Genomic DNA, 24,584 nt, shown 5'->3' with positions numbered 1-24,584 from the left:
ATGAGCGGCACCCGCCGGTCCGGGACCGTGCGTGACGAGGACCTCTCCGTGCTGTTCGGGACGTCGACCGCGCTGTTCGCGTCCATGGCGGGACCCGCCCACGTCCTGGAGGCGGCCAACCCGGCCTTCTTCACGGCGATCGGCGGCGGCCGGCGGGAACGCACCGGGCTGCCGCTGGCCGAGCTCATGCCCGAGCTGGCCCCCCAGGGGTTCATCGAGCTGCTGGACCAGGTGTACCGCACGGGGGAGCGGCACGTCGGCCGGGACGCCCGGGTCGTGCTCGGCACCGGTGAGCAGACCCGCGAGGCGTACTTCGACTTCACCTACGAGGCCCGCCGGGACTCCGGCGGCAACGTCATCGGCGTCCGCATGATCGGCGTGGAGACCACGCAGGCCAAGCAGGCCCGGCGCCTGGCCGCCGAACAGCGCGCACTGCTGGAGCAGATCGCCCGCCAGGCCCCCCTGCCCGAGGTGCTCGAGGGCATGTGCCGGACGATCGAGGAACTGTCGCCCGAGGTGATCGTCTCGGTCCTGCTGGCCGACGAGGACGGCCGGCACCTGCGCCACGGCGCGGCGCCCAGCCTGCCCGTCTTTTACAACCAGGCCATCGACGGCATCGCCACCGGAGAGGGCGTCGGCTCCTGCGGCACCGCCGCCCACCGCCGCCGCACCGTCGTCGTCAGCGACATCGCCACCGACCCCCTGTGGGCCGACTTCCGCGCCCTCGCCGGGCAGGCGGGGCTCGCCGCCTGCTGGTCCACGCCGATCCTGGCGCGCGACGGCCGGGTCCTCGGCACCTTCGCGATGTACCACCGCACCCCCCGCCACCCCCAGGACAGCGACCTCGCGCTGGCGCGGGTGTTCGCCGACACCGCGGCCCTCGCCGTCGAGCGGCACCAGGCCGAACAGGCCCGGCAGGCCGCCGACGCGCGGGAGAAGGCCGCCCGCGAGGACCTGGCGTTCCTGCTCACCGCCAGCAGCGCCCTGTCCGGGCGGCTGGACGAGAGACAGACCCTTCAGCGCCTGGCCGCCCTGTCCAGCCCCACGCTCGCCCCGCTGGCCGCGGTCGACATCGTGGACGGCGGACGCGTCCAGCGGGTGGCCGCCGCCGCACCCGGCGAGAAGCAGCGCGCGCTCCTGGCCTCCCACACCCCCTCCCGCGACGCCGAGGACGACGCCGTCGCCCGGGTCCTGGCCTCCGGCCTGACCGAAGTGGCCCGCCGCAGCCCGACGGGCAGCGGCCCCTGGCGGGAACTGGGCGTCACCGGCTACGTCTGCGTGCCCCTGGTGGACCGCGGGCGGCCGTTCGGCGCGCTGACCCTGCTGTCCACCGGCAAACAGTCCTTCGACGGCCACCGGGTGGCCCTCGCCGAGGAACTGGCCCGCCGCGCCGCCTCGGCCGCCCGCAACGCACGCCAGTACGCCCAACGTGCCACGCTCGCCCGCGACCTGCAGACCGGCCTGCTGCTGCCCGACCTGCCCGACATCCCCGGCGCGCGCCTCGCGGCCTTCTACCACCCGGCCGGTGAGGGACTGGAGATCGGCGGCGACTTCTACGACGTCTTCCCCCGGGAGGACGGCAGTTGGGCCTTCATCCTCGGGGACGTCTGCGGACGCGGAGCCACCGCGGCGACCACGACCGCCCTGGTCCGCCACACCGCACGCGCCGTCACCTCGCTGCTCGACGACCCCGTCGACGTCGTCAAGGCCGTCGACAAGGCCCTCAACGACCGGCACGCCCACCAGAACAACGGCTTCGTGACCCTCGTCTACGGCCATCTCACCCCGTCCCCCGACGGGATCGGCGTCCACCTGGTCCGCGCCGGTCACACCCTGCCGCTGGTGCTGGACGGCGACCACCGGGTCGAGACGGTCGAGGCGTCGGGCGGGCTCATCGGCATCGGCATCCCGCCGACGCTCACGGCGAGCCGCTTCACCCTGCGCCCGGCGGAGAGCCTGCTGCTCTACACCGACGGCATCACCGAGTGCCGGGCCGCCGGCGCCGAACAGTACGGCGAGGCCCGGCTGGTCAAGGCCCTCGGTTCGGCTCCGCTCCGGCCGACGGCGGACGACGTCGTCGCCACGGTCGCCGAGGACATCCGCACGTTCATGGGCGGCCGGACCGTGGAGGACGACCAGGCGGCCCTGGTCATCACCGCCGGGGAGCCCGCGCCCGACCGCGGCTGAGCCGGCCGGATCCCGACCGGATCCCGGCCCGCTCCCGGCGGGATCACGGCCCGCTCCTGACCGATCCCGCGGTTCGCGCCTGCCGTGTCCTCCTTCCTGCTGTCCTCTCTCCCGCCGTCCCACGCGCCGTACGGGGCGGTCCTCCGTGTTCGGTACGTCGTCCCTGCCCGGTGCACGAGACCGGTGACATTGCCGGTCCCGCCGGGCCGGCCGGTCCCCGACAGTGGCACGGCCAGCCCGACGGCGGTGCCCCACCGCGGGCATGCGGAAGACACCCCAGGTCCCGCATGCCCGCGCGGTGGGCCGTCCGCCACGACCGAGAGGACGACTCGTCGTGCACCTCGACCCCCACACCGACTCACCCACCCGCGCCCGCGGCACCCTCGGACGCCGCGCCGGGCGACTGGCCGGCGCCGCCGCGGCGCTCGCCGCCGTCATCGGCATCGGTCCCCTGACCGCCCCCGGGGCCCACGCCGCCGACAACCCCTACGAGCGGGGCCCGGCGCCCACCCAGTCCAGCATCGAGGCCCTGCGCGGTCCGTACGCCGTCTCGCAGACCTCCGTGTCCTCGCTGGCCGTGACCGGCTTCGGCGGCGGCACCATCTACTACCCGACCAGTACCGCGGACGGCACCTTCGGCGCCGTGGCGATCTCGCCGGGCTTCACCGCCTACGAGTCGTCGATCGCCTGGCTCGGCCCGCGCCTGGCCTCGCAGGGCTTCGTGGTGTTCACCATCGACACCAACACCACGGTGGACCAGCCGGACTCGCGCGGTGAGCAACTCCTCGCCGCCCTCGACTACCTCACCCAGCGCAGCTCCGTGCGCGCACGGGTCGACGCCACCCGGCTCGGCGTGATGGGCCACTCGATGGGCGGCGGCGGCAGCCTGGAAGCGGCCAAGGACCGGCCCTCCCTCCAGGCCGCGATCCCGCTCACTCCCTGGAACACGGACAAGACCTGGCCCGAGGTCCGCACACCCACCCTGATCTTCGGCGCCGACGGCGACACGATCGCCCCGGTCTCCAGCCACGCCGAGCCGTTCTACCAGAACCTGCCGTCGTCGCTGGACAAGGCGTACCTCGAACTGAACGGAGCCACCCACTTCACCCCGAACAGCAACGACACGACGATCGCCAAGTACAGCATCAGCTGGCTGAAGCGGTTCGTCGACAACGACACCCGCTACGAGCAGTTCCTGTGCCCGCTGCCGAGGCCGAGCCTGACCATCGAGGAGTACCGGGGCAACTGCCCGCACACCTCCTGACCGCCTCGCCGCCTCCGGCCCGTGCGGCCGGAGGCGGCGCAGCCAAGCGGCGGCGGACGCTCCGGGGCGTCCGCCGCCGTTGCCGTGCGCGAGCACGCCCGCGAGGGCGTTCCGTTGGGCAGCCGCACAATCCGGCCGGTGACCGCACCCGGCCAACTCGCAGGTGAGCACGTCGATCACCCCGTCGGGCGGCACGGACGGGAGCCTTCCGGTCCTCCTTACGCGCAAGTAACCTCCATGGGATGACCGGAGAAGGAAGCAGCGTGTGGCCGGCTTCCCGCACGGGGGCCGGACCCGAGGCCGTACGGCCGTCCGCCGCGCACCGCGGCCACGCCGAGTTCGCCCGCGGCAGGCGCCAGTTGGCCGGCGGGCCGGTGGGCGACGCGCGCGAGTCCCTGATGCTGGCCGCGTCCCTGCTGGCGTCTGCCGACCCGGACGGCGCCGAGGCGGCGCGCCTGTGCGCGGCGGATGCGGCCTGGGCGACCGGGGACGTGCACGTCTGCCTGGCCACCCTGGACGGGCGGTCCGCCGTCCGGGCCGCCCCGGCCCCGCCCGGCGAGGACGGGGCCGGCCGGGCGGGGGCGGGCGCCGAACGGCCCGGGGTGCCCGTGACGGTGGCCGCCATCCGTCCCGCCTCCGCGGACGGCCCGCCGGATCGGCCCGGTGCGGGGCGCGATGGACCGGAGGCGACGGCCGATCCCTTCTTCCGCGACTACCGCGACGGCATGCGGGCCCTGCTGGCCCGGCACCCGGCGGACGCCGCGGCACCGCTGCGGCGCGTGCTGGACCGGGCGCGCGGCGACGACCGGCCCGACCGGCTGCTGCGTGCCGCCGCTGCGGCCCTGCTGCTCGGTGACGTCCACGCGGCCCGCGCCGCCGGGGCCCGCGCCCTCGCGGCCGCCCGCGGCACGGAGTGCACCGCTCACGAGGCGCGGGCGCTGGAGTACCTGGCCTATGCCGAACTCCGCGCCGGCCGGCACGCCCAGGCCCGCGCCCACGCCGAGGAGGGCGTACGGGCGGCCCGGGCGGCCGGGCACCACAACACAGCGGCCAGTCACCACGCGATGCTCGCCCTGGCCGCCTCGATCGAGGGGGACACGGCCGCGGTCGCCGGCTACGCCTCGGCCGCCCTCGGCGTCGCCCGCCGCCACGGCCTGGCCCAGGCGGCGACGCTCGCCGAGTGGGCCCTGGCCCGCGCCGACCTGGCCCGAGGCCGGCCGCTGGAGGCCGCCGACCGGCTCGGCCCGCTCGTCGGCCCGGGCCCCAGGCGCGGGCACTTCGCCGTGTGGATGCTGGCGGTGCCCTGTTTCGTCGAGGCCGCCGTGCTCGCCGGGCAGCCGGAGGACGCCCACGGCGTCATCGACGACCTCGCCCAGTGGGCGGCCTTCGGTGCCGACCCGCACGCGCCGGCCCAACTCGCGCGCTGCCGCGCCCTGCTGGCAGCGGACGAGGGGACGGCCGACCAGCTCTACCTGGAGGCGCTGGCCCTGCACGACGAGTCGGGCGGCGACTTCGAGCGCGCCCGCACGGAGCTGCTGTACGGCCGGTGGCTGCGGCGCCGTCGCCGCCTGCGGGAGGCCCGGGCCCGGCTGGGCGGCGCCCTGGTCGGCTTCGAGCGCTGCGGGGCGGGCGCGTGGGCGGAGCAGACGCGCGGTGAACTGCGCGCCAACGGCGTCGCCTCCGGGAAGGAACCGGCCGGAGGGCTGTCGCGGCTGACACCCCAGCAACTGCGCATCGCCCGCCACGTCGCCGAGGGCGCCACCAACAGGGAGGTGGCCCGGCGCCTGGCCGTCAGCACCCGTACGGTCGACTACCACCTGCGCAACGTCTTCGCCGCGCTCGGCGTGCGCTCCCGCATGGAACTCGCCCGCATGGTCGGCCGGGAGGAGCGCTGACTCCCACCGCGACCGGCCCGCCGCCCCCACGGCCGGACCCGCTGACCTGCCGCCCCGCGGAGCCGGATCCACGGCCCCCGCCATCCGGAACCAGGACCTCCACTCGCAGAAGATGACCGCACGACCCTGGGGACCGACCGGACGGTATGCCATTCTTCGGAGCAGGAGTACTGGGTGACGACGGCCGTCCCGGCGCCGCGCCCGCCGAAGTCGTCGATCCGGCGGCACACGGGGTCGCCGGGGGCCGGAGTTGGGGGAGGACCGCGATGCATCCTGCCGCACGCACACGCACGACCTTGCGGACCGGGCCGCTGCCCGTGCCGCAGCCGCGGACCCGGAGGGTCCGGTCGCTGATCGACGCCGACGCGCTGCGCGTCCTGCACCGCGCGGCCCGTGTCCTGCTCGACGACCTGCCGGAGCTGACCGACCGGCTGCTGGCGGTCCTGCGCGAGCAGGAACCGGCGTACCGGACCGCCCTGGAGAACGATCACACCGGCACCTGGCAGGAGGCCTACCGCTCGCTGCGGCACAGCGTGACCTCACTGCTCGACCCGCGCGGCAGCCGGGAGGCGGCCCACCGCTGCACCTGGCGGATCGGGGTCGCGCGGGCCGAGCAGGGGCTGCCGCTGGACGCGCTGCTGCACGCCTTCCGGCTCGGCGGGTCCCTGGTGTGGCAGCGGCTGGTCGAGGAGACCGCCCGGGCGGAACCGGAGGACATCCGGCTGCTGGTCCATGTCGCCACCGACGTCTGGAACTTCGTCGACGAGCACTGCACGCTCGTCGCCGACGCCTACCGGCAGGCCGAACGGCAGCTGGCCTGGCGGCGTGAGAACCGGGTGCGCCTGCTGGCGGCGGCCCTGCTGGAGGGCGCCAGCCGGATCGCCGACCTGCCGGAGACGGCCGAAGGGCTGGGCCTGCCCGAGCACGGCCGCTACGTCGTCGTCGCCGTCGCGTGCGGCCGGCCGCAGGACCTCACCGGCGTCCGGGCCGCGGCCCCCGCACACGGCGACCGCACCTACTGGCACACGGGTGTCGAGGCCGACTACGGCATCGTCCTGCTCGGGGACGGCTCTCCGGACGGGGTGGACGGCGGCGCACCGGCCGGCGGGGGCGGCGCCCCCGACCGGGACCCGCTGGCCGCACTCGGCCTGCCCGCCGAGGGGGCACCCGGGCGCCGGGTCGGCATCGGCGACGCTGTGACCGGGCTCGCCGCCGTCGGCGACGCCCGGCGCACGGCCGATCTGGCCCTGAGCATCTGCCGGCCCGAGGGAGGCACCGTCCGCCTCGCCGAGCATCTGCCCGAGGCCCTGGTCGGCTCCTGTCCCGAACTCGGCGCGACCCTCACCGAGCAGGTGCTCGGCCCGCTGCTGCGGCTCGAACCGGCCGACCGGGACGTCCTGCTGGAAACCCTCGTCGCCTGGTTCGCCTGCGAGGGCTCGGCCCAGCGTGCCGGTGAACGCCTCTACTGCCACCGCAACACCGTCCTGAACCGGCTGCGCCGCTGCGAACAACTGATCGGCCGCTCCCTGGCCCGCCCGCACGACGTGGTGGAGATCAGCCTCGCCCTCACCGCCCGCCGCCTGCGGCACGGCTGACCGGGGCCGCTCCCCGCGCGCGGCCGGCGGCGCCCCCCTGGGCAGCCGCACAGTCTCCGTCCGGCGGGGTTGGGACCGCGCAGCATCACGGCCCGCACGCCTGTACCGCGCCTCCGCGCCCGTGCTGTCGTGGGCTGCCCTTCCCCCGAAGCACCCGTGCCCGACGGCACGGACCCGAGGAGCCGTGATGCCCGAAGCACCACCGGACGAAGAGCCCGCCCTGCACATCGAGGGCGTCGACGTGACCTACGGCCGCGCCCTGTCCGCCCTTCGTTCCGTCTCCCTGACCGTCCCGCACGGCACGGTCGTCACCCTGCTCGGCGCCAACGGCGCGGGCAAGACGACCCTCCTGCGGGCGGTGTCGGGCACCCTGCGCCTGCACCGCGGCGCGATCACCGCCGGACGCATCCGCTACGGCAGCACCGCACTCGACGGGCGTGACCCGGTCGCCGCCGTGCGTGCCGGAGTCGTCCAAGTGCCCGAGGGGCGGCGGGTCTTCGCCGGCCTCACTGTCGACGAGAACCTGCGCAGCGGCGGTCTGGGCCTCGGCCGCCGCCGCCCGGACCAGGTCGCCGAGGCCCGGGAACGGGTCTTCACGCTCTTCCCGCGCCTGGCCGAACGCACCCGCCAGGCCGCCGGGCTGCTGTCCGGCGGCGAGCAGCAGATGCTCGCCATCGGCCGCGCCCTCATGGCCGCGCCACGCCTGCTGCTCCTCGACGAACCGTCCCTGGGCCTCGCCCCGCAGATGGTCCACCGCATCGCCGACGTCATCCGCGAGATCAACGCCCAGGGCACCGCCGTGCTGCTCGTCGAGCAGAACGCGGGCATGGCACTGTCCCTGGCCGACACCGCGCACGTGCTGGAGGTGGGCGAGGTCCGGCTCTCCGGGCTCGCGGACGAGCTGGCCCGTACGGACGCGGTGCGCCGGCTCTACCTCGGCGAGACCACCGGCACCGCCGACGGCGCCGGGAGCGGCGGGACCGCGCGGACCGCCGGAACCACCGAGGGGCAGGGAGCCGCGTGACCGTCCGCACCACCGCACCGCCCGAACTGGCCGTCACGGACGTGACCGTACGGTTCGCCGGACTCACCGCCCTGGACACGGTGTCCTTCACCGTCGCCCCGGGCACCGTCCACGCCCTCATCGGACCCAACGGGGCCGGCAAGTCCACCTGCTTCAACGTGCTGTCGGGCCTGTGCCGCCCCGTGACCGGAACCGTGCGCCTGGGCGACGCGGACCTGACCCGGCTCGCCCCGCACCGCATCGCCGCCCTCAAAGTCGCCCGCACCTTCCAGAACATCGTCACCACCCAGGGCACCGTCGCCGACAACCTGATGCTCGGCCGCCACGCCCTGTCCCGGGCCGGATTCGCGGCCAGCGCCCTGCGCCTGCCGCATGCCCGGCGCGAGCAGCGCACCCATCTCGACCGGGCCCGCGAGATCGCCGAACTCACCGGTCTGGCCGCCCACTTCCACAGCCCCGTCGCCCTCCTGTCCTACGGCGACCGCAAGCGCGTCGAGTTCGCCCGCGCCCTGTGCCTGGAGCCCAGCGTCCTGCTGCTGGACGAGCCGGTCGCCGGCATGAACGCCGCCGAACGCGCCCGCACGGTGGAGGTCGTGCACGCCGTACGGGCCGAACTCGGCCTGTCCGTCGTGCTGGTGGAACACGACATGGGGCTGGTGATGCGGCTCGCCGACGAGGTCACCGTCCTCGACTTCGGGCGCGTCATCGCCCACGGCACCCCGGACGAGGTCCGCCGTGACCCCGAGGTGCTGCGCGCCTACCTCGGCACGGGCACCGAACAGGAGGACGCGGCATGACCACCCTGCTGGACAACGTCTTCAACGGCCTCGCGCTGGGCTCCGTCTACGCCCTCGTCGCCCTCGGCTTCGTGATCATCTTCAAGGCCTCCGGCGTCATGAACTTCGCCCACGGCTCCCTGCTCCTGCTCGGCGGCTACCTCACCGCCGTGCTCCACGACGACCTCGGTTTCGCCGGGGCACTGGCCGTGTCCGTCCTGGTCACGGCAGCCGTCGCCGGCGCCATGGACCGCTTCCTGCTCCAGGCGGGCGGCGGTGCCGACCCGCACGCCGCCCACGTGCAGACCATCGTCACCATCGGCGTCGACATCCTCATCCTCACCGACCTGTCGCGGCGCATCGGGGGCGACCTGCTCTCGCTCGGCGACCCCTGGGGCGACGCGGTGAGCGGACTGGGCCCGGTGACCGTCGCCGACAGCCGCATCGCCGCGATCGTGGTCTCGGCCGTCGTCATCGCCGGTGTCTTCGCCCTCTTCCGTCACACCTCCTGGGGGTTGTCGCTGCGGGCCTCGGCGGAGGACGTGGAGGCGGCCGCCCTGATGGGCGTCCGGCTGGTGCGCATCCGCATGCTGGCGTGGTGCCTGGCCGGGGCGCTGGCCGCCCTCGCGGCGGTCTTCCTCGCCGCGTTCCCGGCACCCGGCCTGGAGCGCACGACCGGGCAGATCGCCCTCAAGGCGTTCCCGGCGGCGATCCTCGGCGGGATGGCCTCGCCGCCCGGCGCCCTCGCGGGCAGCCTGCTGATCGGGATGACCGAGGCGCTCGTCGCCGGCTACCAGTCCGATCTGCACGTCCTGGGCGAGGGCTTCGGCGACGTCGCCCCCTACGCCGTGATGGTCCTCGTCCTGCTGGTGCGGCCCACCGGTCTGTTCGGCGGAAAGGCGGCGGTCCGTGTCTGACCGGCTCCCCGGCTCCCGTGGCGTACACCTCGGCCTGACCCTCGCGGCCGTCGTCGTGCTGTGCGCCCTGCCCTTCTACCTCGGCGCGTTCTGGCTGCGCATCGGACTGTTCTCGATGGCGGCCGCCGTCGGCGCGGTGGGCCTGGGCCTGCTGTCCGGCACGGCGGGCCAGCTCTCCCTCGGCCATGCCTTCTTCCTCGCCGTCGGCGCCTACGGCTACGTGTGGCTGGCCGGCGAACCCGGCCCCGGCCTGCCGACCGCCCTCGCGGCCGTGCTCGCGGTCCTGCTCGCCGGGGCGGCCGGCGGCCTCTTCAGCCCCGTCGCCGGCCGCGTCCGGGGCGTCTACCTCGGCGTGGCCACCCTCGCGCTGGTCTTCCTCGGCCACCACGTCCTGCTCACCGCGGACTCGGTCACCGGCGGGTTCAACGGCCGTTCGGTGGAGCCGCTGGAACTGGGCGGCTTCTCCTTCTCCGCTGACTCCGAACTCACGGTGCTGGGCGTGCCGTTCGGGGCGGAGGAGCGGCTGTGGTACCTCGGTCTCGCCCTGTTCGCCCTCACCTGGGTCACCGCCCGCGGGCTGCTCCACGGCCGCCCCGGGCGGGCCCTGGTGGCGCTGCGGGACAGTGAGACGGCGGCCGCGGTGATGGGCGTGGACGTCTCCCGCTACCGTTCGGCCGCCTTCGTCGTCTCCTCGATGTACGCGGGCCTGGCCGGGGTGATGCTCGCCCTCGCCTTCCGCCGCGTCGTCCCGGACTACTTCGGGCTGGTGCTGTCGGTCGACTACCTGGCCATGATCGTCATCGGCGGGCTGGGGTCGGTCGCCGGCGCCACCGCCGGTGCCGTCTTCGTCACCGCGCTGCCGCTGCTCATGACCCGCTACGCCGACCAACTGCCCCTGGTGGCCGCCCCGGGCAGCACCGACGGCACGGTCGGCCCCACCGAGGCCGCCCGCTACCTCTACGGAGCGGCGATCGTGCTGATCCTGCTCTTCGCCCCCGACGGCCTGCACGGCCTGGTCCGCCGCCTGCGCGCCCGCCTGCCCCGCCGGGGGGCCGCCCCACCGCCCTCGTCCGCCCCCTCGCCCCGACCCTCACCCGCGTCGTCCGCACGAGCCAAGGAGCCCACCCCGTGAAGTCCACGCACCACACGCACCGCGCACGTCCGACCGCGCTCCTGGCCGGCGCCCTGGCGGTCCTGCTGCTCACCGCCACCGGATGCAGCTCGAAGGCCGACTCCGCCAAGAACCCGGGCGCCGGCGCCGACGGCGTCAAGGCCGGGCCCGGGGTGACCGACAAGGTCATCAGACTCGGGGCCCTGACCGACCTCACCGGTCCCTACGCGACCCTCGGCAAGAGCATCGTCCAGGCCCAGCAGATGTGGGCGGACGAGGTCAACGCCGACGGCGGCATCTGCGGCCGGCGCGTCGAGATCGTCGTCAAGGACCACGGCTACGACGTCCAGAAGGCCGTCACCGCGTACGCCGACCTCTCCTCGGACGTCGTGGCGCTGCCGCAGGTCATCGGGTCGCCCGTGATGGCGGCGCTGCTCGACGACGTCGAACGGGACAAGGTGCTGACCTTCCCGCAGGCCTGGGCCGCCTCCCTGCTCGACCGCGACGCCGTGCAGGTCCTGGGCACCACCTACGACATCGACATGATCGCGGCGGTCGACTTCCTCACCCGCAGCAAGGGCCTGGCGAAGGGCGACACCATCGGCCACGTCTACTTCGAGGGCGATTACGGGGCGAACGCCCTGGAGGGCTCGCGGTGGGCCGCGAAGAAGGCGGGTCTGAAGGTCGCCGGCCAGAAGATCAAGGCGACGGACACCGATCTGTCCGCCCAGGTGTCCGCCCTGCGCAAGGAAGGCGTGAAGGCCGTCCTGATCAGTGCCGGGCCGGCCCAGACCGCCTCCCTGGTCGGAGTGGCGGCCTCCCGCGGCCTGAAGGTGCCGGTCGTCACCAGTGCGCCCGGCTACGCCCCGCAGCTGATGAAGACCCCGGCCGCCCCCGCCCTCGCCGCCCTGCTCAACGTGGTGAGCGCCGCCCCGGCCGTCAGCTCCGAGCTGCCCGGGGTGCGCAAGATGGTCGCGGCCTACCAGAAGAAGTACCCCGGTGCCCTCCTCGACTCGGGCGTGCTCTCCGGCTACAACGCCGCCCGCCTGATGGGCAACGACCTGAAGAAGGCCTGCGAGGGCGGCAGCCTCACCCGTGAGGCCGTGGTCGAGGCACACCGTTCGCAGTCCAGCGTCGACGTCGGCCTCGGCACCGCGCAGAACTTCTCCGACAAGGCGCGGCCCGCGAGCACCGAGGCGTACATCCACAAGCCGGACGCCAAGGCCGTCGGGGCCGCGGTGAACGTCGAGGACGCGCACACCGCACCGGGCGTGAAGGAGTACCTCGCCTCCCGCGCCTCCTGACCCCGGACGGAAAGGGCCGTGGCCGGCGGCCGCCGCGTCTGTCGGCGGCCGCCGGCCACGGTCGTGCCGCTGCGGCCTTCCGCGAAGGGCTCGTGCGGCTCTTTCCGGTTGCTCCACATGGGTGAGGCGGGCGGGGGCACTCGTGTGTGCGTCACTCAGTGAAGGGAGCTCGATCATGGTGATCGCCGCCGTCATCGGCGTATGTGTGGTCCTGGCCGTTCTGGCCTTTCTCGTCCCCCGTCTGTCCCGTCACCCGGAGCGCGGCACGCAACGGACGCTGGGCGCCGGCGCCCGGGCGGGCGGCAAGGCGCCCGGCGTGCTGGGCCGGATCTTCAGCAAGCCCTTCCACTCCAGCTCGCGAGCGGTGAGCCGCAGCGGAGCGGCGGGCCGCCGTTCCCGCGGCCGCATGCCGTTCTGACCGCATGACGGAACGGACCGAACGGGGAGCCGGACGATGAACGCCGAACACGCCCGAGACGCGGACAAGTTGCTGGAAGGGCTGACCGTCGACGACAGCCGGCAGGAACAGCCGATCGTGCTGGACTCCGACGGGCGTCCGATCCGGACGTGGCGCGAGAACTACCCCTACGACCGCAAGATCGGCCGGAAGGAGTACGAGCGGACCAAGCGTGTCCTGCAGATCGAACTGCTCAAGCTCCAGCGGTGGGTGAAGGACACCGGAGCACGCCTGGTCGTGGTGTGCGAAGGACGCGACGCGGCCGGGAAGGGCGGCACGATACAGCGGTTCACCGAGCGGCTGAACCCGCGGGGCGCCCGCGTGGTCGCCCTGGACAAGCCCACCGAACGCGAGATGGGCCAGTGGTACTTCCAGCGCTACATCGCGCAGTTGCCGACGGCCGGCGAGATCGTCTTCTTCGACCGTTCCTGGTACAACCGGGCGGGCGTGGAGCGCGTGATGAACTTCTGCTCCAAGGACGAGTACGAGCTCTTCCTCGCCCAGTGCCCGGCCTTCGAGCGGATGCTCGTCGAGGACGGCGTCCTGCTGGTGAAGTTCTGGTTCTCGGTGTCCCGCTCCGAGCAGCGCACGCGCTTCGCGATCCGCCAGGTCGATCCGGTGCGCCAGTGGAAGCTCTCACCCACCGACGTGGCCTCGCTGGACCTGTGGGACGACTACACCGAGGCGAAGGTCGACATGTTCCGCGCCACGGACAGCGCCCACGCGCCCTGGACGGTCGTCAAGAGCAACGACAAGCGGCGTGCGCGGCTGGAGACCATGCGCAGCCTGCTCTCGCGCATCGACTACGCCAACAAGGACCAGGAGACCGTCGGCACCCCCGATCCGCTCATCGTCGGAGCCGCCGACACCCTGCTGGAACCGGGGGAGGAGGACACGAAGCTGTCGCCCACCCCGTTGTCCCCGGGCATGGACGGCCCGGGCAACCATCCGCGGACCGCGCCCTGAGGTTCCCGCGCCCTCACGCAGTGACGAGGCCGGGCCCCCTCCTCCACGGAGGGGGCCCGGCCTCGTCGTGAACGGCGTCCGGCCCTCAGCCCTGCCGGGCGGCGGCCCGGGACCGGGTGCGGTGGTCAAAGTACGCCCACACGGTCACCGCGACCAGAGCGGTGAGACCGACCGTCAGGACCCGCAGCGCGCCGCTGGTCAGGTAGGCCACCGCACCGGTCAGCCCGGCACCGCAGAACATGATCGCGCGGCTGGCGAGACGGTACTCGGGCGGCTGGGGATCCTCCCGGTCCTTCAGGTCGTGCACGGCGTCCTTGGCCGGGTGCGAGGAACCGCGCCGGGCCCGGGCCCGGTACGCCAGCCCGTAGCTGATCACGGCGTAGAGCGCGAGCGCGCCCAGGACCCAGAGCCAGACGTACGGGTCGTCACTCGATCCTCGTGCCAGGTACACGACATTCTCTCCTTCTGGGGCGAGCCCGCCGGTGGGCGGGGATCAGACGCTGCCGCCGCCGTGTCCCCGGGCATCGCCGTCGCCACCCTCCGGGTCCGCGGGACGGAAGCACGCCATCACCGTCTTGCCGTGCCGCTGACACCTCATGCCCCACTCGTCGGCGAGCGTCTGCACGATGGCCACTCCGCGCCCGGAGACCTCGCCCGGCTGGGCGTCACGCTGGCGCGGCAGCGTCGGGTCCTCGTCGTGGACGCTCACGTGCAGGCAGTCGCCGTCCCAGGTGAGCACCAGGTGCGCGTCGCTGTGCGCGTGGATGTGCGCGTTGGTGATCAGTTCCGACACGGCCAGCACGACCGAGTCCACCGTGTCCGGTTCCTCTGCGGCCCAGGGCAGGGCCGCGAGGCGCCCGCGTGTCCATTCCCGCCCGGCGCGCACTCCCTCCGACATGGGAAACGAGTGCGCCCACCCCATCGCCTTCACCGCCACGGCCCCGACCACCTCTCTTCCGACCACACGGGCTTGTCGCCCCAACCGACTACCCGGCACCCGCCCCGGCAGACATGGGCGCCGGGGCGGCCCACCCCATCGAGCGGTCCGGCTGCGACGGTCCGGAGTCCCGCCCGACTCGTGCGGCGCCCGTACGCGGGGCGTACGCGGCCGGTACGGGCACGGGTCTAACATCGCAGGTGGAGGTGCTGCATGTCGGAGCTGTTCGACGCCGTCGACGCGCTGGTCGCGTCCCGCTCGCCGCTGCCGCCCGCGCAGGAGCGAAAGCGGCTGCGCCAGGCGCACGGGCTGACGCTGGACCAGGTGGCCGCCGCGCTCAAGGTGCGCCGGGCGACCGTCTCCGGCTGGGAGTCGGTGAAGAAGCCGACCGAGCCCCGTGGCCCGGAGCGCGAGGCGTACGCGCGGCTGCTGAAGCAGCTGGCCGATCTCTACCCGGCCTCACAGGCGCCCGCCGCCCAACCCCCGGCCCCTGCACCCGCCACGGCGGCGACTCCTGCCCCGGCGCCTGCACCCGCCACGATGGCGACTCCTGCCCCGGCCCCGCACGCTCCCACCGCCGCTGCCCCGGCCCCGCCCGCTCCCCCTGCCGCTGCCCTGACTACCGGTGCAGAGCCCGCCGCCCCGGGCAGGGCGCCCGCGCCTGCGGGGCGTACCGCCGGGAAAACGCCGGCGCCTGCCGCTCGGGGCCCGCGGAAGCCGGCCCAGGCCGCCGCGCGCTCCGGCGACCCGCGTTTCGAGAACGGCCCCCTCGCCGTGGTCGACGTGGACGCCGACGGGCGGACCCTGGCGTACTGCCCCGGAGGCCTGGTCCTCGACGTACCCGCCAGGAGCATTCCCGCCCTGGTCGCCTGGACCCTGGAGGAGGCGCGTCTCGGCCAGCCGAGGCTCGTCGGCGCGGGTAAGGACGGGGATCCGCTGCTGGTGCTGACGGAGGCCGCGCTGGAGCGCTACGGCCTGCCGGTCGCCCTGACCGACGAGGAGCGGCGGACCGGCCGGCTCCCCGAGGACCACAAGGTCGTCGGGCAACTCGCCCGCGCCGACTGGAAGCTCACCAAGCGCGGGTTCGGACCGTGGGCGCGGATCCACCGCCCCGCCACCGGTGCGGAACGTGCCTGCGTCCAGCTCTGCATCCCGTCGTGGCGGGCGCTCGACCCGCGCCACTGGGGGGACGCCGCCCAGCTCCCCCCGGCCGAACTGGCCCGCGTCCTCGGCCTGTACGCGTCGCGGGTGATGACGCCGCGCGGCTCCACGGCCGTCACCGGGCTGGAGCTGATGACCGCGCTGCACCCGCCGACCCGCGCCTCCGAGCCGGACGCCGACGGCCGGCGGCACTCCGAGCACAACCCCGGCAGCCTGGGCAGGGAACCGGTCGACTGCGCCCCGTGCGAGGCGCCCGACGGGCACCCGCTCCTGGCCGACCTGCCCCGCTTCCACATCCGAGGGCCCCACGAGAAGCTGTTCGAGGAGGCGTACGACTGGGCGCGACCGATGACCGACGACGAGTGCGCCCTGCGGCATCTGGTCGGCATCGACGTGAACATGGCCTTCGCCGCCGGAGCCAACGGCCTCGTCGTGGGGCTCGGTGGGCCGACACATCTGGAGGCGCCGCAGTTCGACGCGAAGCTGCCGGGCTCGTGGCTGGTCGACCTGTCGCACGTCGACCTGTCCCGGGTGCGGATCGGCAAGGACCGGTGGGCCGACCTCGACGCCGAGCTGCTGCCCAGTCCGTTCACCCCGAAGGGCGAACGCCCCGAGGGCCCGGCCTGGTACGCCACACCCACCGTCGCCTACGCCGTGGAACTCGGCTACGAGGTGCGCCCGCTCGAGGCGTACGTCCGCTTCGACAACGGCCGTTACCTGGACGCCTGGTACGACCGGCTGCGGGACGCCTACCTGGCCACCATGGCCGACCTCGGGGTGCACACCGACATGGAGCCGGCCGCATTCCTCGCGGCGATGGACGGACACCGGGGCCGGGACCCGCAGGCGGCGATCGTCGTCGACGCCGTCAAGGCGACGGTCAAGGGCGGCCTCGGCAAACTCCGCGAGCGGCCCCGGGGCGAGGGCTGGCGGCCGGGCAGTCCGTGGCGCGCGCTGTCCCGCCCCACCTGGCGACCGGACATCCGCGCGGCGGTCATCTCCCGTACGCGGATCAACCTCCACCGCAAGATCGTGAAGCACGCGGCGTTCACCGGGCAGTACCCGGTCGCCGTCCTGTCCGACTGCGTCGTGTACGCCGCGGAGGGGACCGGGCCGCTGGACTTCCTGCCCTACCGTGACGGCAAGCCCCTGCCCGGTGGGTTCAGGCTCGGCGTGAATCCCGGGCTGGTGAAACACGAGGGCACGCAGACCGTGCTGTGGGGCGAGGAGGTCCGCGAGCGGTTCGGCGCGCCGGAGCTCAACCTCGCCCGGTACATCAAGGACGGCACCGTCACCGACGTCGACAGCGGGGAGTAGCAGCCGATGAGTACGTTCGGGGACGGGCTGGACGCCGCGGTGCGCCGCGCGTTCACCCGTCCGGCGCCCAAGACCGCGCCCGCGCAGATGCGTTACCTCGTCCGGCAGCTCAAGGGCACCCGGCAGGTGGCCCGGTTGCTGCGCGTCTCCCAGCGCACGGTCGAACGGTACGTGAAGAACCAGATCAAGAAGCCTCGGCCGGACCTCGCGGCGCGGCTGGAGCGCGAGGTCAACAGGCGGTGGCAGCCACAGGTCCGCGCCAGGGCCCGGCGGAGAGCGGCGACGACCGACGGCATCGTCATCGACACCCGGGCCCGGATCGGCTACACCGCGCCCATCGGCACCACCGACGAGGACCGGCTGCGGCACCTGACCGTGGCGCTGCCGCCGCAGTACGCGGCCCGGCTCTTCGAGGCCCAGGAGCAGGGCGCTCCCGACCAGCGCCTGCGCGAGATCACCGCCGAGGGCCTCAAGGAGATCTACTTCCAGGACGGCGGCCGCCGCGCGGGTCAGCTGGAAGAGGTCCGCTTCACCGACATCGAACACGTGGAATTCGACTTGTAGCGGCCCCAACTCGTTTGACTTTACCTCCCCTTTGCGATTGGCTGCGCAGCACTGTTCCAAGATCCGGGGGGATCCTCATGAACCGCTTCTTCCGTGCCGCCGTGTGTTCCGTCGCCGTCGCGGGCCTCGCGCACGGCCTGACCGCCTGCTCCGAGGCGGTCGACCAGGTCGACAAGGCGGTGAACGAGACGTACCAGGTCACCTACGAGGTGACCGGGAAGAACGTCGACTCGATCGAGTTCCACGGGGGCGGCGGCAAGGCCATGGACCCGAGGATCGAGTCGGTGTCGAAGCCGGAACTGCCCTGGAAGAAGACCGTCACCCTGCGCGGCATCATGCCCGCCGCCGTGATGCCCGTCGCCCTGGACCCCGAGGGCGCCGAGGTGACCTGCAAGATCACCTACAAGGGCGAGGTGATCGAGGAGCAGAGCGCCGAGGGCCTGGTGGCCTCGGGCGGTTGCACCGCCGAGGCCCCGATCGGGGGCTGACGGACGGCCCTCGACCCGCGGCTCACCGCAGGCGCAGCAGGAGCAGGGCGATGTCGTCCAGGTGGGCGTGTGCGGGGAGGGCGTGCCGGATCAGGTCGTCGGCCAGTTCTTCCAGGGGCCGTTCACCGGCCGTGGTGAGGTACTCGGCGACCGTCGCGATGGACTGGGTGATGTCGGAGCCCGGTGCCTCCACGAGGCCGTCGGTGTACAGGGCCAGGAGAGCGGAGCCCGCCGGCAGGGTCATGGTCGTGACCGGGTAGGTGGCCTCGGCGCCCGTGCCGATCCCCAGCAGCGGCCCGGGCTCCACGTCGAGCACCCTGGTGCGGGGCTCCGGCTCGGACGTCCGCAGCAGTGGCGGGGGATGCCCCGCGCTGGCCAGGTGCAGACGCCGTTCGGCGAGGTCGACGTGGAGGTACAGACAGGACACGAACAGGTCGGTCTCCAGGTCGAGCAGAACCCGGTCGGTGCGCATGAGGACCTCGTCGGGCCGCGCACCGGCAGTGGCGTGCACGGCGGTGCGGACCTGGCCCATCAGGGCGGCGGCGTTGATGCTGTGCCCCTGCACATCGCCGATGACGGCCGCGGCCGACGTGTCGTCGAGGCGGATGAGGTCGTAGAAGTCGCCGCCGATGTCCATGCCGTGCGCGGCGGGGAGGTAGCGGGCGGCCACGCCGAGCTGCGGGACGGCCGGCAGGGTGACCGGCAGAAGCGTCTTCTGCAGCCCGTGGGCGAGGTCGTGCTTGGCGTCGTACAGGCGGGCCCGGTCCATGGCCTGGGCGATCAGCCCGCCCAGGGAGACCAGCACGGCGCGTTCACCGGCGCTGAACGTCCGCGGCCGGTCGTAGGACAGCACGCAGCAGCCGACGCGGCGGTCGGAGACGACCAGGGGCAGGAACGCCCAGGCCTGCTTCCCGCTGACCACGGTCGCCCGCGGGTGGGCCCGGGCCATCTCGCCGCGGTCGGAGAAGAAGGCGGGGACGCCGCTCTGCAGGATGTGGCCGGCGGGCGTGAGGTCGGTGTCCAGGGGCAGGCCGTCGAGACGGGCGATCGTGCGGGGGTCGTACCCCCGGTGCCCGATGATCCTCAGCCGGCCGGCGTCCGCCACGGAGACGACCATGCTCTGCGCGTCGAAGGCCGGCACGATCTGGTCGCCCACGACGTGGATCACGTCGGCCACGGTGACGGTCTGGCTGAGGGCCGCCGCCAGATGGATCAGCTGGTGCACCCGGCCCGTGCCGGCGCCCTCGGGTGCGGCGGGCCCTCGCGCCACGCGAGGCGGCGCGCTGCCCACGGGGCGGTTCTCGCGGTGCGGTTGCAGCAGTGCGCTGATCCCGCTGCTGCTCGGGTAGAGCTGGATGTCGAGCCACGTGTCGGGCGGGCGCAGGGCGGTGTAGGCGACGGGCTCACGGCTGAAGACCGCCGTGCGGTAGTTGTCCTCGTGCACGGGAGTGTCCAGCCAGGGCACCGCCTGCCAGGGCAGGGTGCCCAGGAGGCGTTCGGGCCGCATGCCGAGCAGCCGGGCGGCGGCCTCGTTGACGTAGGTGACGCGTCCTTCGAGATCGAGACCCAGGGCCCCGAGGGGCAGCCGCTGCACCAGGTCGGCGGCCGCCAGACCGGCTTGGGCCGTGTCCGGTTCCGGCGGATGCAGCGGCACCGCGCGGGGCTGGTCGGGGACGATCGACGGAGTGGGCGACTCCTCCAGCGCCTGGGTGAGGCGCTGCGCGCTGGACAGGATGTGCCCGCGCTCGCGGCGGGTCAGGGACGGCGGGTGGCTCGTGGACCAGACCAGGGCGAGTGCTCCCCAGTGCCGGACGCCGTTGAGCGGGGCGAAGGCCAGGGCGAACCGGTACGGCAGCCCCGCCGCGGCGTTCGGGTACAGCCTGGCCAGGTCCTCCTGCCGTCCCACCCACACCAGGTGGTCGTCCCGTACCGCCTCGGACAACGGCCCCGCGGCCGACAGGGCCACCCGCCACCAGGGCGCGACGGTCATCACCGGAACCCCGCACACCAGTGTCAGCCTCAGGACCGGCTCGGACGGCGACAGCAGGTACACGCCTCCGGCGGAAGCGCCGGTGCGCCGGACCGTGGCGCTGAGCGCTTCCTCCAAGGACGAGCCGTCGGGGAACTCGCCGTCCTGAGCGGTCACCTATCGACCATATGTGACAAAAGGGGCACGAGGAGGTCGGGGGAGAGGACAGAGATCCCGGGGCTCGCTCCTCGGACGCCGCTGTCCGCCGCGGACGGTCGGTGTGTGGAAGGGTGGAAGCAGGCCGATCCGGCGAGGTGAGCACCATGCCGTTCCACTGCCGGGCGACCGGGCCGCCGGAACGATCGCCGTGCGGCGTCGCCCCGGCGCGTCCTCTGGCCGTCCTCAGCCGCGTGCCGCAAGGTGAACGGGTCGCCGAACAGCGGGGAAGCGGTGGATCCGTCCACTGAGACGCGGCGAGGCCGACAGGCGGAAGGGGCGAATGCGATGAGCCGAGCGGATCAGCACGCGGAGCCTTCGGAGCATCCCGACGGGGCCGCGTCCGGCCCGAGCGGGCTGCTGGACCTGCTGGGCGTCGCCGCGGTGCTCGCCGAGGCCGACGGCCGGATCGACATGTGGAGCCCGCAGGCCGAGGAACTGTTCGGCTACACCCGTGAGGAAGCGGTCGGACAGTACGCGGCCCAGCTGCTGCTGAGCCCCGAGCACCGGGAGGCGGCCGTCCGGCTGTTCGCCGAGGTGATGGTGACCGGCCGGGGCTGGGCGGGATCCTTCCCCGCCCGGCACAAGGACGGCAGCAGCCTCGTGGTGGAGTTCCGCAACATGCGGCTGACGGACAACGTCGGCGACCACTACGCCCTGGGGCTGGCCACCGACCGCGCCCTGCTGCGGCAGGTGGAGCGCAAGGTGGCCCTCTCCAGCCTGCTGGTCACCCAGGCGCCGGTCGGGCTGTCCGTCCTGGACACCGAACTGCGGTACCTGGCCGTCAACCCGGCCCTGGCGTCGATGCACGGCGTCTCCGAGGCGGGGCACGTCGGGCGCAGCTTCCGGGAGATCCTTCCGGGCGCGCCCTTCGAGGTCGCCGAGAACCAGATGCTGGAGGTGCTGGAGACCGGTCGGCCCGTGGTGGACCGGCAGGTGGTGGGCCGTACCCGGGCCGACCCCGACCAGGACCACGCCTGGGCCGTGTCGATCTACCGCCTCCAGGACAACGGCGGCAACGTCCTGGGCATCGCCAACGTCGTCATCGACGTGACCGACCGGTACGAGACGGCCAGGGAGGCCGAGCGGGCCCAGCAGCGCCTGCGGATGATGGCCGACGCCTCGTCGCGCATCGGTACCACCTTGGAGGTGGAGCGCACCGCGCAGGAGCTGGCGGACGTGCTGGTGCCCGACCTCGCCGACATGATCGCGGTGGACGTGCTGGACTCCGTGCTGCGGACCGGCCGCCCGGACGTCGGTGAGAAGCCGCCGCTGTTCCGCGCCCTCGCCGTGAAGACCGCCTACCCGACCGACGCCTCCGAGGCGATCATCGCGCCGGGCCAGCTCACCACCTACCACGCCGACCACCCGGCGGCCCACTGCCTGCGCACCCGCCAGCCGTTGCTGATCAAGCACCTGGACAGCGGCGAGCTCGGCCGGGTCGCCGCCGACGACGCCGCGGCCGACCTGCTCGCGCAGGCCGGGGTCCACACCGACATGGCAGTCCCGCTCATCGCCCGCGGCCAGATCATCGGCGTGATGGGCCTGGCCCGCGCGCGCAACCCGGTGCCCTTCGACGAGAACGACCTCACCCTCGCCTGCGAACTCGCCTCGTCCGCCGCACTGAGCATCGACAACGCCGTGCTGCACCAGCACATCCGCAGCGCCGCCGAGACCCTCCAGCGCAGCCTGCTGCCGCAGCCCTCGCCCCGCCGCCCCGGCCTGGAGATCGCCGCCCGCTACCGCCCCGCCCAGGCCTTCAGCGAGGTCGGCGGCGACTGGTACGACGTCATCCCGCTCAGCGGGGACCGGACCGCCCTCGCGGTGGGCGACGTCATGGGCAGCGGCATCCCGGCCGCCACGACCATGGGCCGGCTGCGGACCGCCACCTCCACCCTCGCCGCTCTCGACCTCGACCCCTCCCGCATCCTCGGCCATCTCGACCGGATCACCCAGGGCCTCGACCCCTTCATCGCGACCTGCGTGTACGCGGTGTACGACCCGCACCTGCGCCGGCTGCAGGTGGCCGGCGCAGGCCATCTGCCGCCGGTCCTGGTACGGGACGGCGCGCCGCCCGAACTGCTCGACCTGCCCACGGGCACCCCGCTGGGGGTGGGCGGTGTCCCGTTCGAGACCACCACCTTCGCCATGGGGCCCGGCGACCAGCTCGTCCTGTACACCGACGGGCTGGTGGAGACACGCGACGACCCCATCGACCGGCGGCTGGGCGACCTCCTCCGCCTGCTGTCCCCGCCGTACGGCTCCGCGGAGGAGACCTCCGACCGGCTCCTCGAGCGGCTGCGCAAGCCCGCCGACCACGACGACGTGGCCCTGCTCATCGCCCGGGCGCAGCCGCTGGACGCTTCCGCCGGCGGCGCCTGAACGGGCCGGCGTCCGCCGTGCGAAACGGCCCGGCCCCCTGTGCGGGGGCCGGGCCGGCCACTGTGTGCGGTGGAGGGTCCGTCAGCCCTGGCGGGCCTTGAAGCGCGGATCCTTCTTGTTGATCACGTACGTCACGCCCTTGCGACGCACCACCTGGGCGCCGGGCCTGGCCTTGAGCGCGCGCAGCGACTTGCGTACCTTCATGTCGTCTCCTTCCGGGTCGGGCGTCCGGTCAGCGGCGGGCGCCGTCGCGGCCGTAGCGCCGCTCGAAGCGCTCCACACGTCCCGCGGTGTCCACGACGCGCGAGGTGCCGGTGTAGAAGGGGTGGCTCGCCGAGGAGATCTCGACGTCGACCACCGGATAAGTGATGCCGTCCTCCCACTCGACCGTGCGCTGGGAGTCGAGGGTGGAGCGGGTCAGCAGGGCGAAGCCGGCTGCCCGGTCACGGAAGACGACGGGACGGGAGACGGGGTGGATGGCGGTCCTCATGGCGGTCCTTTCGTCGGGGGGCCTCCCGCCGCCGGGCGGCGGGAGGCAGGCGGTCAGCGCTCCTCGCGGAACGGGACGTGGGCCCCGGCGACCGGGTCGTACTTGCGCAGGACCAGCCGGTCGGGGTCGTTGAGGCGGTTCTTACGGGTCACGTAGGTGACGCCGGTGCCGGCCGTCGACTTCAGCTTCACGACGGGCCGCGCGCTGCTGCGTGCCATGAGGACTCCTTTCCGCCCGACACACGAGCCTGGGATTGACTCAGCCATGTCAGACATGGGAGTCAACCGCAGGCACCGGCTCCGCATTCCCGGCAGCGGGACGAGACCGGCGAAGGGCCCGCCGGGCACAGGACGCGGCCGGAGTCCCCGGCGCCTAGGGGCGGGGAACTCCGGCCGCTCGTGCCGGACGGGGCTACTTCGCGCCGAGGCCGGCGTCGTCGACCGCGGGCTTGCCGTCCGCCTTGAGCACCTTGTTGAGGAGCCTCAGGTCGTAGATGCCCTTCAGGTCCGGCTTCTCCAGCAGGCCCGCCGTGACCGCGTGCTGCGCCTCCGTGTTGAGCGTGGAGGCCAGCGGGTCGTCGAGGAAGGTGACCGACTTCCACGCCGGGTCGAGGACGTCGGCGGGCAGCGCCTTGCCCGACAGCTCCTTCAGGGCCTCGTTGGCGGACTCCTTCGCCTTGCCGGGGTTGGCGTTGATCCACTCGTTGGTCCGCACCGAGCCGCGCAGCACCGCTTCGACGACGTCCGGGTGATCCCGCAGGAACTTCTGCGACACGATGATGTTCGTGATCACGAACTTCTTGTCCGGCCACAGCGTCGACTCGTCGAGGAGGACCTTGCCGCCGTCGGCGACCAGCTTGGACGCGGTCGGCTCCGGCACCCACGCGCCGTCGATGGAACCGGACTTGTAGGCGTCCGGCGTGATCTTGTTGTCGGTGCGGACGACGGAGACGTCACCCGCTCCGCTCTCGGCGTCGACCTTCCACCCCTGCTCCGCGATCCAGTTGAGGAACGCGACGTCCTGGGTGTTGCCCAGCTGCGGTGTGGCGATCTTCTTGCCCTTGACGTCCTTCAGGGACTTGATCTTCTTGGGGTTGACGACCAGCTTCACGCCCCCGGAGGCCGAACCGCCGATGATGCGCAGGTTCTTGCCGCCCGACTTGGTGTAGCCGTTGATCGCGGGGGAGGGGCCGATCCAGCCGATGTCTATGGCACCGGCGTTCAGCGCCTCGATCTCGGACGGCCCGGCGTTGAAGGTGGACGCCTTGATGGTGGTGCCGCCGAGCTCCTTCTGGATCAGTCCCTCCTGGACGCCCACGAGCGCCGTGGCGTGCGTGAGGTTGGGGAAGTAGCCGATCTTCACCTGGTCGACGGAGAGCTTCTCGGCGCCGGCCGCGACCTCGCTCTTCCCGCCGTCGTCCGTGGACTCGGAGCCGTAGCCGCAGGCGGTCAGCAGAAGGGGAAGCGCCGCCAGGGCGGCGAGGGTGCGCAGGCTGGTGAACGGTCTTGCGGCAGACACGGAGGTGTCCTCTCGGAGAATGAGGGATCGGGAAGGGTGGGCGACG

General features: G+C 73.6%; 22 protein-coding genes. 15 read left to right on the top strand and 7 right to left on the bottom strand.

Annotated elements, in window-relative coordinates; genetic code table 11:
- From ACZ4M5_RS18085 to ppk2, 11 genes are all read left to right on the top strand, one after another.
- Positions 1-2,187: a SpoIIE family protein phosphatase gene (locus ACZ4M5_RS18085; protein WP_467737868.1), complete on the top strand. Its 2,187-nt coding sequence runs from the start codon at positions 1-3 to the stop codon at positions 2,185-2,187.
- A gap of 334 nt (positions 2,188-2,521) precedes the next feature.
- The gene (gene bdeA / locus ACZ4M5_RS18080) at positions 2,522-3,451 is read left to right on the top strand and encodes a bis(hydroxyethyl) terephthalate hydrolase (RefSeq protein ID WP_467737866.1); all 930 of its coding nucleotides are present in this window, start codon (positions 2,522-2,524) and stop codon (positions 3,449-3,451) included.
- Positions 3,452-3,693: 242 nt separating this feature from the next.
- The gene (locus ACZ4M5_RS18075) at positions 3,694-5,346 is read left to right on the top strand and encodes a LuxR C-terminal-related transcriptional regulator (protein WP_467737864.1); all 1,653 of its coding nucleotides are present in this window, start codon (positions 3,694-3,696) and stop codon (positions 5,344-5,346) included.
- 266 nt (positions 5,347-5,612) lie between these two features.
- Positions 5,613-6,941: a PucR family transcriptional regulator gene (locus ACZ4M5_RS18070; protein WP_467737862.1), complete on the top strand. Its 1,329-nt coding sequence runs from the start codon at positions 5,613-5,615 to the stop codon at positions 6,939-6,941.
- A 187-nt stretch (positions 6,942-7,128) separates the two neighbouring features.
- Entirely contained in the window at positions 7,129-7,965 is an 837-nt protein-coding gene (locus tag ACZ4M5_RS18065; RefSeq protein ID WP_467737860.1) for an ABC transporter ATP-binding protein, read from the top strand.
- Positions 7,962-8,762 (top strand): ABC transporter ATP-binding protein, encoded by an 801-nt coding sequence (locus ACZ4M5_RS18060; protein WP_467737858.1) that lies wholly within the window; start codon positions 7,962-7,964, stop codon positions 8,760-8,762. The genes ACZ4M5_RS18065 and ACZ4M5_RS18060 overlap by 4 nt, the downstream gene beginning before the upstream one ends.
- On the top strand, positions 8,759-9,658 hold the full coding sequence (locus ACZ4M5_RS18055) for a branched-chain amino acid ABC transporter permease (RefSeq protein WP_467737856.1): 900 nt from the start codon (positions 8,759-8,761) through the stop codon (positions 9,656-9,658). Before ACZ4M5_RS18060 ends, ACZ4M5_RS18055 begins: the two co-directional genes overlap by 4 nt.
- Positions 9,651-10,790, top strand: coding sequence for a branched-chain amino acid ABC transporter permease (locus ACZ4M5_RS18050; RefSeq protein ID WP_467737854.1), 1,140 nt, complete (start codon positions 9,651-9,653; stop codon positions 10,788-10,790). The genes ACZ4M5_RS18055 and ACZ4M5_RS18050 overlap by 8 nt, the downstream gene beginning before the upstream one ends.
- Positions 10,787-12,073: an ABC transporter substrate-binding protein gene (locus tag ACZ4M5_RS18045; protein ID WP_467737851.1), complete on the top strand. Its 1,287-nt coding sequence runs from the start codon at positions 10,787-10,789 to the stop codon at positions 12,071-12,073. Before ACZ4M5_RS18050 ends, ACZ4M5_RS18045 begins: the two co-directional genes overlap by 4 nt.
- 175 nt (positions 12,074-12,248) lie before the next feature.
- Entirely contained in the window at positions 12,249-12,491 is a 243-nt protein-coding gene (locus ACZ4M5_RS18040; RefSeq protein WP_467737849.1) for a DUF6411 family protein, read from the top strand.
- 36 nt (positions 12,492-12,527) lie between these two features.
- A complete protein-coding gene (ppk2, locus tag ACZ4M5_RS18035) occupies positions 12,528-13,496 on the top strand; it encodes a polyphosphate kinase 2 (RefSeq protein WP_467737847.1) in 969 nt (322 codons plus the stop codon).
- An 85-nt stretch (positions 13,497-13,581) separates the two neighbouring features.
- Here ppk2 and ACZ4M5_RS18030 read toward each other — a convergent pair whose 3' ends face one another.
- Complete coding sequence (locus ACZ4M5_RS18030) at positions 13,582-13,947, bottom strand: hypothetical protein (RefSeq protein WP_467737845.1); 366 nt, start codon at positions 13,945-13,947, stop codon at positions 13,582-13,584.
- Between the two features lie 42 nt (positions 13,948-13,989).
- Positions 13,990-14,433 (bottom strand): ATP-binding protein, encoded by a 444-nt coding sequence (locus ACZ4M5_RS18025; protein WP_467737843.1) that lies wholly within the window; start codon positions 14,431-14,433, stop codon positions 13,990-13,992.
- A gap of 213 nt (positions 14,434-14,646) precedes the next feature.
- On the opposite strand from ACZ4M5_RS18025, the gene tap reads away from it, so the two are divergent.
- The 3 genes from tap to ACZ4M5_RS18010 all read left to right on the top strand — a co-directional run bounded on the left by tap (position 14,647) and on the right by ACZ4M5_RS18010 (position 17,963).
- Positions 14,647-16,911, top strand: coding sequence for a telomere-associated protein Tap (gene tap, locus ACZ4M5_RS18020; protein WP_467737841.1), 2,265 nt, complete (start codon positions 14,647-14,649; stop codon positions 16,909-16,911).
- A gap of 6 nt (positions 16,912-16,917) precedes the next feature.
- Positions 16,918-17,475 (top strand): telomere-protecting terminal protein Tpg, encoded by a 558-nt coding sequence (gene tpg, locus ACZ4M5_RS18015; RefSeq protein ID WP_467737839.1) that lies wholly within the window; start codon positions 16,918-16,920, stop codon positions 17,473-17,475.
- A 77-nt stretch (positions 17,476-17,552) separates the two neighbouring features.
- A complete protein-coding gene (locus ACZ4M5_RS18010; protein WP_467737837.1) occupies positions 17,553-17,963 on the top strand; it encodes an MmpS family transport accessory protein in 411 nt (136 codons plus the stop codon).
- Between the two features lie 22 nt (positions 17,964-17,985).
- Here the strand turns inward: ACZ4M5_RS18010 and ACZ4M5_RS18005 are convergent, their stop codons facing one another.
- Positions 17,986-20,109, bottom strand: coding sequence for a SpoIIE family protein phosphatase (locus ACZ4M5_RS18005; RefSeq protein WP_467737835.1), 2,124 nt, complete (start codon positions 20,107-20,109; stop codon positions 17,986-17,988).
- A 327-nt stretch (positions 20,110-20,436) separates the two neighbouring features.
- Between ACZ4M5_RS18005 and ACZ4M5_RS18000 the strand changes: the two genes are divergently transcribed.
- Positions 20,437-22,530 carry a SpoIIE family protein phosphatase gene (locus ACZ4M5_RS18000; protein ID WP_467737833.1) on the top strand — a complete coding sequence of 698 codons (2,094 nt, stop codon included), beginning with the start codon at positions 20,437-20,439 and terminating at the stop codon, positions 22,528-22,530.
- An 81-nt stretch (positions 22,531-22,611) separates the two neighbouring features.
- On the opposite strand, the gene ykgO is transcribed toward ACZ4M5_RS18000, so the two are convergent.
- The 4 genes from ykgO to ACZ4M5_RS17980 all read right to left on the bottom strand — a co-directional run bounded on the left by ykgO (position 22,612) and on the right by ACZ4M5_RS17980 (position 24,538).
- On the bottom strand, positions 22,612-22,734 hold the full coding sequence (gene ykgO, locus ACZ4M5_RS17995; protein WP_398107363.1) for a type B 50S ribosomal protein L36: 123 nt from the start codon (positions 22,732-22,734) through the stop codon (positions 22,612-22,614).
- Between the two features lie 28 nt (positions 22,735-22,762).
- On the bottom strand, positions 22,763-23,020 hold the full coding sequence (locus ACZ4M5_RS17990) for a type B 50S ribosomal protein L31 (RefSeq protein WP_398107362.1): 258 nt from the start codon (positions 23,018-23,020) through the stop codon (positions 22,763-22,765).
- A gap of 53 nt (positions 23,021-23,073) precedes the next feature.
- Complete coding sequence (gene rpmG / locus ACZ4M5_RS17985) at positions 23,074-23,238, bottom strand: 50S ribosomal protein L33 (RefSeq protein ID WP_383499512.1); 165 nt, start codon at positions 23,236-23,238, stop codon at positions 23,074-23,076.
- Positions 23,239-23,431: 193 nt separating this feature from the next.
- Positions 23,432-24,538, bottom strand: coding sequence for an aliphatic sulfonate ABC transporter substrate-binding protein (locus ACZ4M5_RS17980; RefSeq protein WP_467737829.1), 1,107 nt, complete (start codon positions 24,536-24,538; stop codon positions 23,432-23,434).
- Positions 24,539-24,584 lie beyond the last annotated feature (46 nt).

Source organism: Streptomyces sp. NPDC026246 (genome assembly GCF_055567995.1).
This window is presented reverse-complemented; position numbering and strand designations above follow the sequence as displayed.